Origin of the sequence: Novosphingobium sp. (assembly GCF_031424035.1) — a bacterium.
Classification (GTDB): domain Bacteria; phylum Pseudomonadota; class Alphaproteobacteria; order Sphingomonadales; family Sphingomonadaceae; genus Novosphingobium.
In genome coordinates, this window is sequence record NZ_JANPGP010000045.1 from 27443 (window position 1) to 39914 (window position 12472).

The 12472-nt window shown below is 62.2% G+C and carries 14 protein-coding genes; 9 read left to right on the forward strand and 5 right to left on the reverse strand.

Annotation, left to right across the window (positions count from 1 at the left end; all coding sequences use genetic code 11):
• The gene (locus RMO89_RS06310; RefSeq protein ID WP_310531910.1) at window positions 1-1203 is read left to right on the forward strand and encodes a carboxynorspermidine decarboxylase; all 1203 of its coding nucleotides are present in this window, start codon (window positions 1-3) and stop codon (window positions 1201-1203) included.
• Between the two features lie 209 nt (window positions 1204-1412).
• Here RMO89_RS06310 and RMO89_RS06315 read toward each other — a convergent pair whose 3' ends face one another.
• The gene (locus tag RMO89_RS06315; RefSeq protein ID WP_310531912.1) at window positions 1413-2357 is read right to left on the reverse strand and encodes a DUF3137 domain-containing protein; all 945 of its coding nucleotides are present in this window, start codon (window positions 2355-2357) and stop codon (window positions 1413-1415) included.
• 71 nt (window positions 2358-2428) lie between these two features.
• Here RMO89_RS06315 and RMO89_RS06320 point away from each other — a divergent pair, with 71 nt between their 5' ends.
• From RMO89_RS06320 to RMO89_RS06330, 3 genes are all read left to right on the forward strand, one after another.
• A complete protein-coding gene (locus tag RMO89_RS06320) occupies window positions 2429-2983 on the forward strand; it encodes a LemA family protein (protein ID WP_310531913.1) in 555 nt (184 codons plus the stop codon).
• Between the two features lie 252 nt (window positions 2984-3235).
• Window positions 3236-4441 carry a type III PLP-dependent enzyme gene (locus tag RMO89_RS06325; protein WP_310531914.1) on the forward strand — a complete coding sequence of 402 codons (1206 nt, stop codon included), beginning with the start codon at window positions 3236-3238 and terminating at the stop codon, window positions 4439-4441.
• A 75-nt stretch (window positions 4442-4516) separates the two neighbouring features.
• Window positions 4517-5302, forward strand: coding sequence for an SDR family NAD(P)-dependent oxidoreductase (locus tag RMO89_RS06330; RefSeq protein WP_310531915.1), 786 nt, complete (start codon window positions 4517-4519; stop codon window positions 5300-5302).
• Here RMO89_RS06330 and RMO89_RS06335 read toward each other — a convergent pair.
• Window positions 5299-6696, reverse strand: a complete 1398-nt coding sequence (locus tag RMO89_RS06335) for a short-chain fatty acyl-CoA regulator family protein (RefSeq protein WP_310531916.1) — start codon at window positions 6694-6696, stop codon at window positions 5299-5301. The genes RMO89_RS06330 and RMO89_RS06335 overlap by 4 nt on opposite strands.
• A 143-nt stretch (window positions 6697-6839) precedes the next feature.
• Between RMO89_RS06335 and RMO89_RS06340 the strand changes: the two genes are divergently transcribed.
• Both RMO89_RS06340 and RMO89_RS06345 read left to right on the forward strand, forming a co-directional pair.
• Window positions 6840-8435, forward strand: coding sequence for an isocitrate lyase (locus RMO89_RS06340; RefSeq protein WP_310531917.1), 1596 nt, complete (start codon window positions 6840-6842; stop codon window positions 8433-8435).
• Window positions 8436-8467: 32 nt separating this feature from the next.
• Window positions 8468-8626, forward strand: coding sequence for a hypothetical protein (locus tag RMO89_RS06345; RefSeq protein WP_310531918.1), 159 nt, complete (start codon window positions 8468-8470; stop codon window positions 8624-8626).
• A 74-nt stretch (window positions 8627-8700) separates the two neighbouring features.
• Here RMO89_RS06345 and RMO89_RS06350 read toward each other — a convergent pair whose 3' ends face one another.
• Window positions 8701-9354: a TetR/AcrR family transcriptional regulator gene (locus tag RMO89_RS06350; RefSeq protein WP_310531919.1), complete on the reverse strand. Its 654-nt coding sequence runs from the start codon at window positions 9352-9354 to the stop codon at window positions 8701-8703.
• 91 nt (window positions 9355-9445) lie between these two features.
• Between RMO89_RS06350 and RMO89_RS06355 the strand changes: the two genes are divergently transcribed.
• Genes RMO89_RS06355 through RMO89_RS06365 form a run of 3 tightly spaced genes read left to right on the forward strand, consistent with a single transcriptional unit; the run spans window position 9446 to window position 10914 of the window.
• The gene (locus RMO89_RS06355) at window positions 9446-10285 is read left to right on the forward strand and encodes a TauD/TfdA family dioxygenase (protein WP_310531920.1); all 840 of its coding nucleotides are present in this window, start codon (window positions 9446-9448) and stop codon (window positions 10283-10285) included.
• A 40-nt stretch (window positions 10286-10325) separates the two neighbouring features.
• On the forward strand, window positions 10326-10622 hold the full coding sequence (locus tag RMO89_RS06360; protein ID WP_310531921.1) for a hypothetical protein: 297 nt from the start codon (window positions 10326-10328) through the stop codon (window positions 10620-10622).
• Window positions 10623-10644: 22 nt separating this feature from the next.
• Complete coding sequence (locus tag RMO89_RS06365; protein ID WP_310531922.1) at window positions 10645-10914, forward strand: KTSC domain-containing protein; 270 nt, start codon at window positions 10645-10647, stop codon at window positions 10912-10914.
• Here RMO89_RS06365 and RMO89_RS06370 read toward each other — a convergent pair.
• Together RMO89_RS06370 and RMO89_RS06375 are read right to left on the reverse strand one after the other, a co-directional pair.
• On the reverse strand, window positions 10895-11086 hold the full coding sequence (locus tag RMO89_RS06370) for a hypothetical protein (RefSeq protein ID WP_310531924.1): 192 nt from the start codon (window positions 11084-11086) through the stop codon (window positions 10895-10897). The two genes, RMO89_RS06365 and RMO89_RS06370, sit on opposite strands and share 20 nt — an antisense overlap.
• A gap of 68 nt (window positions 11087-11154) precedes the next feature.
• Entirely contained in the window at window positions 11155-12423 is a 1269-nt protein-coding gene (locus RMO89_RS06375; RefSeq protein ID WP_310531925.1) for an amidohydrolase family protein, read from the reverse strand.
• Between the last annotated feature and the right edge of the window lie 49 nt (window positions 12424-12472).

Below are 12472 nucleotides of genomic sequence, written 5' to 3' on the forward strand. Positions count from 1 at the left end.
ATGGAAACCAGAGCCGGCGATCCGGGCGCCTTTTCCCGCTTCGATCTCAATCGCGTCGATAGTCCCGCTTTCGTCGTCGATGCCGCAAAACTGCGCGAGAATCTGCGCATTCTTGCCGATGTTGGCGAGCGTTCCGGCGCGAAAGTGCTGGCTGCGCTCAAGGCCTTTTCGATGTGGTCGACCGCGCCGATCGTTGGCGAATACCTCGACGGGGTTTGCACCTCCGGCCTGTGGGAAGCGCGGCTGGCCTCCGAATTCTATGACGGCGAAATCACCACCTATTGCGCCGCCTACAAGGCTGAGGACCTGCCGGAGATCCTGCGGCTGTCCGATCACGTCATCTTCAATTCGCCCGCCCAGATCGAGCGTTTCCAGCCAATTATCGAGGTTGCCCGCGCGCAGGGGCAGCACTTCGATATCGGCCTGCGGATCAATCCGCTGCACGCCGAGGGGGAAGTGCCGCGCTATGATCCCTGCGCGCCGCACTCGCGGCTGGGCTTCCCGATCGACCAGTTGACCGAAGAGCACATGGCCATGGTCAACGGCCTGCACATGCACACCCTGTGCGAGCAGGATTTCGAGCCGCTGGCACGCACGTGGGACAAGGTGTTCGATTTCCTCGAACCGCACTTTGGCGAGTTTTCGTGGATCAATATCGGCGGCGGCCACCACATCACCCGCGCCGATTACCAGCGCGACGAACTGGTCCAGTTCCTCATCGACATGGCCGAAGATACCGGCGCGCAGGTCTATATCGAGCCGGGCGAGGCCGTGGCGCTCGACGCTGGCATCCTCGTGGGCGAAGTGCTCGACGTGCAGATGAACGGCATGCCGGTGGCCATCACCGACATCTCCGCCACCTGCCATATGCCCGACGTGATCGAGGCGCCCTATCGGCCGGCGATGCTGGGCGAACAGCCGGTGGAAGACGACGGAATCGTCGATGAAGGTCAGGGCGGGGCGGTCCGTCTTGGCGGACCGTCATGCCTCGCCGGCGACGTGATCGGCGATTACCGTCTGCCGGTGCCCTGCGAGCCAGGCGCACGCTTCGCGTTCCTCGATCAGGCGCACTATTCGATGGTCAAGACCACGACCTTCAACGGCGTCCCGCTGCCCTCGATCTGGCTGTGGGACAGTGACAATGACCTGCTGGAATGCGTGAAGCGATTCGAATGGGACGCCTTCCGCGACCGGCTGAGCTGAAAAGCGGAAATTGCTGTCCTACATCAGGCGTTCCGCGCCAGAATCGGGACATGGCTCCAGTTTGTCCTTCTTCGCCGCGCGCGCTGGTTCGATCGAAAGGTGACACCTTTCGCCTGCAAGGTGACACATTCTGCCCGAATGGTGACACTTGCCCTCTGGACTGTGTCCAGTGTGTCCAGTCCATAAGGATTTCCGCCGCTTCAGCGCGATCAGCGCGGGCGTTCGTTCAACTGCACGGCAAGTTCGGCCAGTGTGCCGAACTGGTCGATGGTCTGTTCCAGCAACATCCGGTCCTTGTCCGCTTCCAGCCCACCGCTCTCGAACAGGTCGCCGGTCTCGACGAGGATCAGCATCTGCCCGCCGTGGAACAGCGCGCGGATTTTCTCGCCCGAAAAGGCCGTCTCGATCGCCAGCAGGCGTTCGACATATTCGGGATGGACAAGGTAGCGCGATTCGACCGGATCGTTCGACCAGACGGCGAACAGGTCCTGAAAGCGCGGGTCGACCAGATCGATGCGCGACAGGGCCATGCCGCCAAGCGTGATCTCGTCCTTGTCGCCCAGCAGGCCGAAAAAGCTGCGGCGGCGGCCAGCGCGCTCGATCAGGGTGACGCCCTGAAAGCGGCGGGCGAAATCGATGGTGATCAGCGAGCCATTGAACACGGTAACGTAGTGGGTCGATTTGCCCGAGCTGCGCTTTTCCTCAAGCTTGGCCTGATAGAGCTGGAACTGCTGGCTTCCGAGCTTTCCGCACCAAAGGTCCTCGAAGCTCTCCCTATCGAACGAGGGCAGCATGTCGAATTCACGGGCAAGGGTATATTCGGCGCCGGGGGTGACCTCGACCGTGAAGGTCATATCGAGCGCGCGGGCAATCGCGCCGTTGATCCCGCCCTTGATCGTGCGGGTGACGCCGCGCTTCGACCATTCGGCGATGCCAAAGCCGCCCGCGCCGACGAAGAAGCCGAATTGGGCGGCCGCGCCGATGTCGCCGCTGAACAGGACAATCAATGCGGCCACCGCGCAGGCCGCGATGATGCCCCATTTCTGGATCTTCGCCGCGCGCGCCTTCGCTGCCACCCGGTCGCCCTGCTTGCCCGAAAGCCATTGGCCCAGTTCGCCCGCCATCAGGGCATCTGGATCGGGGCGCACAATCATCGGGCGATCATCCGGCTTGCACGGCGGCGCGGCTGTGATAGCCCTTGCGCAGAGGTGAAGGGGAAATTGCCGTGACTACAGGACTGATTATCATCGCTGTTATCGTCGTGCTCATGCTGTTTGTCGTCAGCATCTATAACCGGCTTGTCGGGATGCGCCAGACGGTGAACCAGGGATTGGCGGATATCGATGCGCAATTGCGTCAGCGGCATGACTTGATCCCGAACCTCGTTTCAACCGTGAAGGGCTATGCTACGCACGAGAAGGAGACCTTCGACGCGGTGATCGCGGCGCGTAACCGGGCCGAGGCTGGCGGCGGTGTCGATGCCGGAGCGGAAGCAGGACTGGGTGCGGCGCTGGGCAAGCTGTTCGCGCTGGCCGAAGCCTATCCCGATCTCAAGGCGAGTGGCAACTTTCAGGCGCTGCAGGGCGAGCTTGCCGATGTCGAGGACAAGCTGGCAGCGGCGCGCCGGGCGCTCAATGCCGCGGTCGCGCGTTACAATGCTGGCCGCGAGTCGTTTCCGGCCGTCATGTTCGCTTCGGCGCTGGGATTCCAACCGGCGGAAATGCCGCGAATCGGCGAGTCCGAAAAGCAGATCGCGCAGGCTCCGAAGGTGGAGTTCTAGTCCCCGTAAGGCATGCGGGGGAGTGCAGTCGACAACAGAGATTTTACAGTGATATGACAATGGCTTGCGGAAAAATCTGCAACGATTTTGGTGTGTTACATTTTTGTGAAAATGACGGTGCCATTTTCACTTGCAGTTCACAATCACACCCGTATATCGACCCCCCGCTGCCCCAAGGGGACTTCCAATAACCGGGAAGGCAGCGTCGTCTCTGTGTTATCCGGCCGAAAGGCCTATTGGGGGTCCCTTGAGTTGCACCATTTCCACGACGCATCGGCTGTAGTTCGCGCCCTTTCGCCCGACGAACCCGTAATCATCAATCGCCCGCACGCCGCCGCGCGAGCTGCCCGCTTCTTTGTCGAGAAGTTTCCGGGCAAGTCGCTCTATGCGGTAAAAGCCAACCCTTCGCCTGAACTGCTGCAGGTGCTGTGGGATTCGGGCATCACGCATTACGACGTCGCCTCCATCGCCGAAGTCCGCATGGCCCGCACCACGCTGCCTGAGGCAGAGCTGTGCTTCATGCATCCGGTCAAGACCTCGTCGGCCATCCGCGAGGCCTATTTCGACCACGGCGTGAAGACCTTCAGCCTCGACACGCATGAAGAGCTGGAAAAGATCGTCGCCGCAACGACGCGCGAAGACGGCACCGTTGCCGCCGACCTGCGTCTCTGCGTGCGTCTGCGCGTCTCGTCCGAGCACGCCAAGCTGAGCCTTGCGGCGAAGTTCGGGGTCGATCTGGTCGATGCCGCCTCGCTGCTGCAGGCCGTGCGTCAGGTGGCTGACTGGCTGGGCGTCTGCTTCCACGTCGGCAGCCAGGCGATGACGCCGTTTGCCTATGTCCAAGCGATGGAGCGCGTTCGCGTTGCCATCGTCGATGCGGCGGTCACGGTCGACATCATCGATGTCGGCGGCGGCTTCCCGTCGATCTACCCGGGCATGGAGCCTCCGCCGCTGGAGGATTACTTCGCCTCGATTCACCGCGCGTTTGAATCGCTGCCGGTCTCGTACTCGTCGGAACTTTGGTGCGAGCCGGGCCGTGCGCTGTGCGCCGAATACAACTCGCTTATCGTCAAGGTGGAAAAACGCCGCGGCGACGAGCTGTACATCAACGAAGGCGCCTATGGCGCGCTGTTCGATGCAGCGCACATCGGCTGGCGTTTCCCGGTGAAGTTGCTGCGCGACAGCGCGGAAGAGCCTTCGGATGACTTCGCCTTCTTCGGCCCGACCTGCGACGACATGGACTACATGGAAGGGCCCTTCGCGCTTCCGTCGGACGTCCAGCCGGGTGACTGGATCGAGATTGGGATGCTCGGTGCTTACGGCGCTGCCATGCGCACGAAGTTCAACGGATTCGGCCAGGGCGCGGTTGTCGAAACCACTGACGAACCGATGTTCAGCCAGTATCTCGGTGACCGCCGCGATCCGCGCGTGTCGGACAATGTTGTCTCGCTGCGCTAAGCAGGCCTGAATCTGATCGCTCGGGCGGCGCTGGCTCTATAGCCTGCGCCGCCCGTTTTCTTTAGCTTTCGGGCCATGGAAGACTTCAAGGATCGCTACGGGCCGACGGCGCTCGTCACAGGTGCCAGTTCGGGCATCGGCACCGGTTTTGCCGAGGAACTGGCGGCGCGGGGGATGGACCTTGTGCTCGCCGCGCGGCGGGTCGATCGGCTCGAAGACCTGAAGGTAAGGCTCGAGGCGGAGCATGGCGTTTCGGTGCAGGTCATGGAATGCGACCTTGCCGATCTGGACGCACCTGCGCGATTGGCCGAGGCCTGTGCCAAGCATGACATCGGCCTCGTCGTCAGTAATGCCGGTTTCGGCGCGAAGGGCTGGTTCGAACAGATCGACGCGGCGGTGATGGCCGAAATGCTGACGGTCAATTGCCACGCCCAGATGCAGATCGCGCATGGCTTCCTGCCGCGCTTGAAATCGCGGGGCAGGGGCGGGCTGCTGATGGTATCCTCGGTTGAGGGATTGATGGGCGGACCGTTCTCCGCCGCTTATGCCGCGACCAAGGCGCTGGTTGTTGCGCTGGGTGAGGGGCTGTGGGGCGAACTTCAAGGCACCGGCGTCGATGTCCTGACCCTCACTCCCGGCGCGACCGAAAGCGAGGCGGCGGCAAAGCAGGGGTTCGATCCGGCGAAGATGACGAACGTCCAGCCAGCGCGGGAATGTGCGGCACTGGCGCTCGACAACCTCATCAATGGGCCGACCTTCTGCCCGAATCCCCATTACCGTGCCTTGTTCGAGCGGATGACCGCGATGCCGCGCCAGCAGGCGCTGCTAGCGATGGCGCAGGGGATGCGCCCCAAGGACTAGTCATCGGCGAAAACGTAAGGTGCCGGTGCGCGGCGCTGGTCGTCGACCATGATTTCCCGCCCGATCGGCGGCGCGGCCCGAGCGGTGCACTGAGCGCGGGGACAAATGCGGCAGGTCACACCGATGGGCGTAGCCTTGACCTTCGCCGGCTCGATACCCTGCGCATAGACCAGGGCCGGCGCGTGCTCGGCAGCGCAGGCGAGAGCGACCGCGTGCTGGACTTGTGGCTCGCCCCAGCGGGTGCCGCCAGTGCTGACTGCGCGGGCGATCGTGAAAAAGCGCTGGCCGTCCGGCAGGTCGAGCCATTGGGTGTGGATCTGGCCGGGCAGGCGGAATGCCGAATGCAGGTTCCACAGCGGGCAGCCCCCGCCGTGCGCGGCAAATGGGAAGCCTGCACCGTCCATGCGCTTGGACACATTGCCTGCAGGATCGACGCGAATGAAGAAGAACGGCACACCTTCTGCGCCTGGACGGTGAAGCGTGGTCAACCGGTGCGCCACCTGTTCAAAGCTCGCGCCGAACAGGCCGGACAGGGCATCGACATCATAGGCTCGCTCGCTCGCGGCGCGGGCAAAGCGATCATAGGGCATGCGCAGCGCCGCCGCCGCGTAACCCGCAAGCGCGCGCCGGGTGAGCACTTCCGCCGTCTTGCTGGCGAACTGTTCGCGGCGAAGCAGGGCGGCAATGTCCTCGCGCATGGAGGTATAGGCGATGTGCTGAGCCACCTGGAACTTGCGGCTCGGGCCGGGCAGGTTGTCGGCAATCAGCACCTGCTGGTTGTGCCGGTCAAACCGCCGCACCGCATCGACCAGCACGTGCGGCGGAACGAAGCGCAGGCGCACGCCCTTCGCCTTGAGCCAGTCCTGCGCGCCGCCGGCTTCCGCGATCTCTGCGGCCAGTTCCTCGGCGCGGGCGTCAAGGGTTGGGAAGAAATTGCGGTTCGCGGCGATGAACCGGCGCACTTCGCCAACGGGGTCGCTGGCTTCGTCATCGCCGCCGTTTTCGCGCAGGGCGGCAAGGGCGAGTTGCTCGCGCGCATAGGCGCCATGGAGCCGCAGCAACGCTTCGGTCACGCCGGGCGAACTGGTCGCAAGGTCGGCAACTTCAAGGGCGGGAAGATCAATGTCAGCAAAGAGCGGATCGCGAAGGATGGCGGTCAGCCGCTGGGCATAGTCCTCGGCGTCCTCACCGGCGAGGTCGGACACTTCCAGTCGGTACGTCTTTGCCAGCCTAAGCAGCAGCTCGGCGGTTAATGGCCGCTGGTTGCGTTCCAGCAGCGCAACATAGCTTGGCGAGACACCAAGATCATCGGCCATGACTTGCTGCGTGAGACCGAGTTCGCGGCGCAGGCGGCGCAGGCGCGGGCCGAGGTAGAGGGGGCGTGACACGTTCATCTGTGCAGTCTGTCATATCTGCACAACTTTACAAGGATATGTTGTCAAGATTGACAATCCGACTCTGAATCGCATTCCGCACTGCACAATTTTTCCATAGCCAAGGCCTCGAAGACAAACCCAATCTGCGAGGGACTACCGCCGTGACCTACCAGCAAAGCATCGTCGAAGCCGCCGGGGCCATCGAGCCTTTCCGCCAGACCTGGGACGGTATCGAGCCGGAATCGGTCGCCCGGATGCGTCTGCAGAACCGCTTCCACACCGGGCTCGACATTGCCCGCTACACGGCGAAGATCATGCGCCGCGATATGGACGCTTATGATGCCGATCCTGCGGCTTACACGCAGTCGTTGGGCTGCTGGCACGGGTTCATCGGCCAGCAGAAGCTCATTTCGATCAAGAAGCACTTCGGCACGACCAAGGGCCGTTACCTTTATCTGTCGGGCTGGATGGTCGCGGCGCTGCGCAGCGACTTTGGCCCGCTACCCGACCAGTCGATGCACGAAAAGACCAGCGTTTCGGACCTGATCGCCGAGCTTTATACCTTCCTCAAGCAGGCCGACGCCCGCGAACTCGGCATGATGTTCCGCGAGCTCGACAAGGCGCGCAGCGAAGGCAACGAGGTTGAGGCGCAGCGCATCAGCCACGCCATCGACAATTACGAAACGCATGTCGTGCCGATCATCGCCGATATCGACGCCGGATTTGGCAATGCCGAAGCGACTTACCTGCTCGCCAAGAAGTTCATCGAGGCCGGCGCCTGCTGCATCCAGATCGAAAACCAAGTCTCGGACGAAAAGCAGTGCGGCCACCAGGACGGCAAGGTTACCGTTCCGCACGAGGACTTCCTCGCGAAGATCCGGGCGGTTCGTTACGCCTTCATGGAACTGGGCGTTGATGACGGTGTGATCGTGGCTCGCACCGACTCGCTCGGCGCCGGATTGACCAAGCAGATCGCCTATACCCGCGAAGCCGGCGACATTGCCGATCAGTACAATGCCTTCCTTGATTGCGAGGAGGTCGATCCTGCAACGCTCGGCCACGGTGACGTGCTGATCAGCCGCGACGGCAAGCTGATGCGCCCGAAGCGCTTGCCTTCGAACCTCTTCCAGTTCCGCAGCGGAACCGGCGAGGATCGCTGCGTCCTCGATTGCATCACTTCGCTCCAGCACGGTGCCGACCTGCTGTGGATCGAAACCGAGAAGCCGCACATCGAACAGATCGCCGGCATGGTTGACCGTATCCGCGAGGTCATTCCCAATGCCAAGCTGGTCTACAATAACTCGCCCAGCTTCAACTGGACGCTCAACTTCCGCCAGCAGGTCTACGACAAGTGGGTCGAAGTAGGCCGCGATGTTTCAGCGTTCGACCGCGCCCGCCTGATGAGCGTGGATTACGATGCCACCGAACTGGCGGCCGAGGCCGACGAGAAGATCCGCACTTTCCAGCGCGATGCTGCGGCGCGGGCCGGCATTTTCCACCACCTGATAACGCTGCCCACCTACCACACGGCCGCGCTCAGCACCGACAACCTTGCCCGCGAGTACTTCGGCGAGCAGGGCATGCTGGGCTACGTCAAGAACGTCCAGCGCGCTGAAATCCGCCAGGGCATCGCCTGCGTGAAGCACCAGAACATGTCTGGCAGCGACATTGGTGACGACCACAAGGAATACTTCGCCGGAGAAGCCGCGCTCAAGGCCGGCGGAGCCCACAACACGATGAATCAGTTCGCAGCTTGATTTCAAGCAAGTCTGTACAAGGAGACTTTACCATGGCCGAACCCGCCCGCGCTCGCGCAGTCCTTTCAAACGAGGACTTCAAACTGATCCGTGAAGCTGTGCTGCACTATCTCAAGGTGATCGAGGACAAGCCGGAATCGGTGAAGTTCTCGAACCTCTTCCACCGCCTCGGCAGCGCTGCCGGACGGTAACATTCAGGTTCCTGGGGAGGAACTCCGGCCCGTCGCGCCCCCCTACTGCGCGGCGGGCCGGTTAGTGTCTGGCGTCAGTGAAGGACGCCGTGGAGGAACAGCCGAACGTTGGTCCGCGTCTGGCGCTCGACTTGTTCGTCTGTGAGAGTCACGCCCCAGGCGACGATGTTCGCCGGGCCGCCCGCAACCAGTTGCAAGTACGAATAGGCAACGTCCGCTGCTTCCATCGGATCGCTGAACCGTTCTGGCAAGCGCCGCTGGAACATGTCCGCCAGATAGGCGACTGTCGGGCCTGTGCCCTGCCGCAGCGCGTGTTCGCCAATCTCTGGCATACGGATCGATTCAGCATTGGTAATCCGCATCAGCCGCATGCCTTCGCGGCTGAGAATATTGGCAACGAGGATGCGGCCGATGGCCAGCAGGCTGTCTTCGAAGTTCTCAGCTTCCGCTTCACGCAGGCGGTCAATCGGGACGATCCATTCGTCGATTGCGCGTTGGAGCGCGGTGCGGAACAGCGTCTCCTTGTCGCCGTACCGGGCATAGACCGTGCGCTTGGCCATGCCGACCGCAGCGGTGATCGCCTCGATCGTCGTGCGCTCAAACCCTTGCTGCAGGAACAGGTCGAGCGACGTATCGAGCAACAGGTTGTTGCGCGCCTCCGCCTGCTTGCGCGTAGGGCGGCCGGGGCTGCGATGGCGGGTGAAAGAGGCGGGCTTGGGATTTTCCATAAGTCTTCTTGATTACATCTGCACTTGATTATTGAAACGCGCTGGGTGACAATACAGCCTAGTCGAGAAAACAACGAATGGCGAGGATGTCATGGCGATCAAGTCTGCACCGCTTACCCCGCGCACCGGCTCGGAGATGTTCCTGAGCCGTGAGGACTTGCTGAGCGGCAGCAACAGCGCCGACATACGCGAGCTGCTGGTGCAGCGCGGCGTCATCATCGTGCGCGGGGCTAACCTGTCGGATGATGACCAGCGGGCACTGGCGCGCTCGCTCGGCGACCTGCGGCTCGGCACAGTCAAGCAGGAGGGCGAGGAGGGGCTGATGAAGGTCACTTTCGATGAGAAGGTGAACCCGGAATACGCCAAGTTCTTCTTTGGCAGCCAGCTGTGGCACATGGACGGGACCTACGAGGAGGTGCCGCCCTTCGCCACCCTGCTGACGCCGCGGGTGCTGTCGAAAACCGGCGGGCAGACGGAATTCACCAACAATTATGCCGCCTATGAAGACCTGCCGGAAGAGCAGAAGTCAAGGCTCGACACGCTCAAGGTCGTGCACACGATGCAGGCCGCGCTGTTCCCAGGAAAGCCTGACTGCACGGTCGAGGAATTCGCGCTGTGGCATTCCTACCCCAACCGCGAACACCCGCTGGTCTGGCACCACAAGTCTGGCCGCAAGAGCCTCGTCCTGTCGACCTCGGGCAGTCATATCGTCGGCATGCACCCGGCGGAGAGCCATGACCTGCTGGCTGGCCTGATGCGCCATGCGACCCAGGACAAGTATGTCTATCGCCACACCTGGCAGATGGGTGACCTGCTGATCTGGGACAACACCGGCACGATGCACCGCGTGCTGCCATTTCCGGCGGACAGTGGCCGGCAACTCCACCGCTTCACGCTGAATGGCGAGGAGCCGGTCCGCGCGGTCGCCTGAAGCGCGGTGGACTTTTCGCGCCTTTCTTCTAAGGCGGCGTATGAATCCGCAAGACATCGCCGCCCAAGCCATCGCAGAACGCAAATGCCTGCGCGCTTCCTACAACGGCGATCTGCTGATCATCGCGCCGCACGTGCTCTACACCCACCACGATGCCTATTTCATCGATGGCGTGGTGTTGAGCCGCAACGGCGCACCGGCCAAGCAGGTCAAGATGGGCGTTTTCAAGCTGACGGGCCTCAAGAAACCAGCGGTTGACGAGCAGGCATTCACGCCGATCCGCAAGTTCCAGCCGTATGGCGCCGAGTTCAAGGGCACGGTCGTTGCCAGCGTCTGATCTGTAACCGGAGAGCCGGACCATGCCCAAGTTCAAATCCGAAGCGATCAAGCGCGGTGAATACGACGCCGAGACTCTGCGGCTGACCTTGTGGTTCCCGGATCGGCACACCGAGATCTTCGAGGATGTGCCCCAGAAGATTTGGGACGGCCTGCAATCGTCGCGGTCCAAGGGCGGGTTCTTCAAGCTGAAGATCATGGGCCAGTTCACGCAGGTCCCGCAACCGCCGCCGCCACCGCCGGCTCCGGTCAAACCCGCGAACAAGAAGCCGGCTAAGCGGGCGCGGTACTGACCAAAGGCTTCGGCATCCGCTTGCCCTTGGTGCGGCTGGTGAGGTGGAACTTATCGCAGCGGTCGCAGCGATAGGGCCGCAGCGGGTAATCGGCAGCAAATACCACCTCCAGCGCCTCGGCCTCAGAAGCAAAGCGTGCCTTCTTGCGGCAGATGCTGAGGCGGGTTCGCATATTCGCTCCAAAGAAAAAGGCGGCAGGATCGCTCCCACCGCCCATTCTTATCGCAAGCGCCTGAAGGCTTACAGCCCGAGGTTGTAGAACCGGCTCGGATTGTCCTGCAGCACCTTCTTGGCGATGTCATAGCCATGATCGGCAAACACATCCTTCAGATGCGCCTGCACGCCCGGATAGAGCGAAGTCGGGTGCGGGAAATCCGTTTCGAACATGACGTTGTCGTAGCCAACGGTTTCCAGCAGCAGCTTAGGGCCGACGGATTCAAACCAGAACGAGCACATGAAGTGATCGCGGAAGTACTGCCACGGGCGGCGCGTCAGCTGCTTCGAGAAACGCGGCAGCATTTCATTGAACTGGTGCTCCAGTGCTTCAACGGCAAAGGGAACCCAGCCCATGCCGCTTTCGATCAGGCCGATCTTCAGCTTGGGGTGACGATCAAGCCGGCCCGAAACCATCCAGTTGCCCATGGTCGCGGCGTTACCGATAGAGAACATCGTCGCCACGACTGACAGCGTCTGTTCGAACTGGAAACCGTCCCAGGTCAGGGTATTGGGATCGACCGAGGAATTGAGGTGGAAGTTGAGCGAAGTGCCAGTGGCCTCGCACATTTCGAGCACCGGGGTCCAGTAATCGTCAAGGAAGCTGGGTACGCCGACACGCTCGGGCGTATCGGGCAGGACAACTCCCTTGAGCCCCATGTCGATGCAGCGCTTGAGTTCCTTCTCCATCTCCGCCTTGTCCCAGAACGGCAAGTGGATCATGTTGAAGATGCGCTGGCCGCTGGCTTCCTGGATGTCGTGCGTGGCATCGTTGTAGATCTGCACGATGGCCAGCGCGAGCGCCGGATCGCCGAGTGTCATCAGTGAACCGGCCTGAGTCACGCCAGAGTTCTGGAAGGCGATCTGGGCATAGACGCCCATGTCGTCCATCGCGGCGAGGCGGTCCTTGACAATGTGGCCTCCCGGATGTGCCTGTTCCAGCTTGGGGAAGGCGAGGCGGCCGAGCAGCTTGTTGTTGTCCTTGCGGATCACGTTGCCGCCCATCGAACCAAAATTGCGGTCACCCACGTACCAGCGTTCGACGCCATCGGCGTCCAGCTTCACATAAGGCACCTTGTCCTTCAGTGCGGCAGGAGCGCGGCTGGTGAACAGGTCGGGTGCTTCGGTGATGTGCGTGTCGCAATCGACGATCTTGATGCCGGCAAACATCGGATCAAGGCCGCCCGACTGGGTAGCGTAATCGACTTCGCGGATTACGCCGCCTTCGGTGTAACCCTCGGCAGACCAGTACTTCTTGGCAGAGGTCGCCAGTTCGTTGGGATCGGCGTCAGCCATGGTTCGGATTCCTTCCAATACGAATACCCGCCCTTTTTCGCACCGCGCA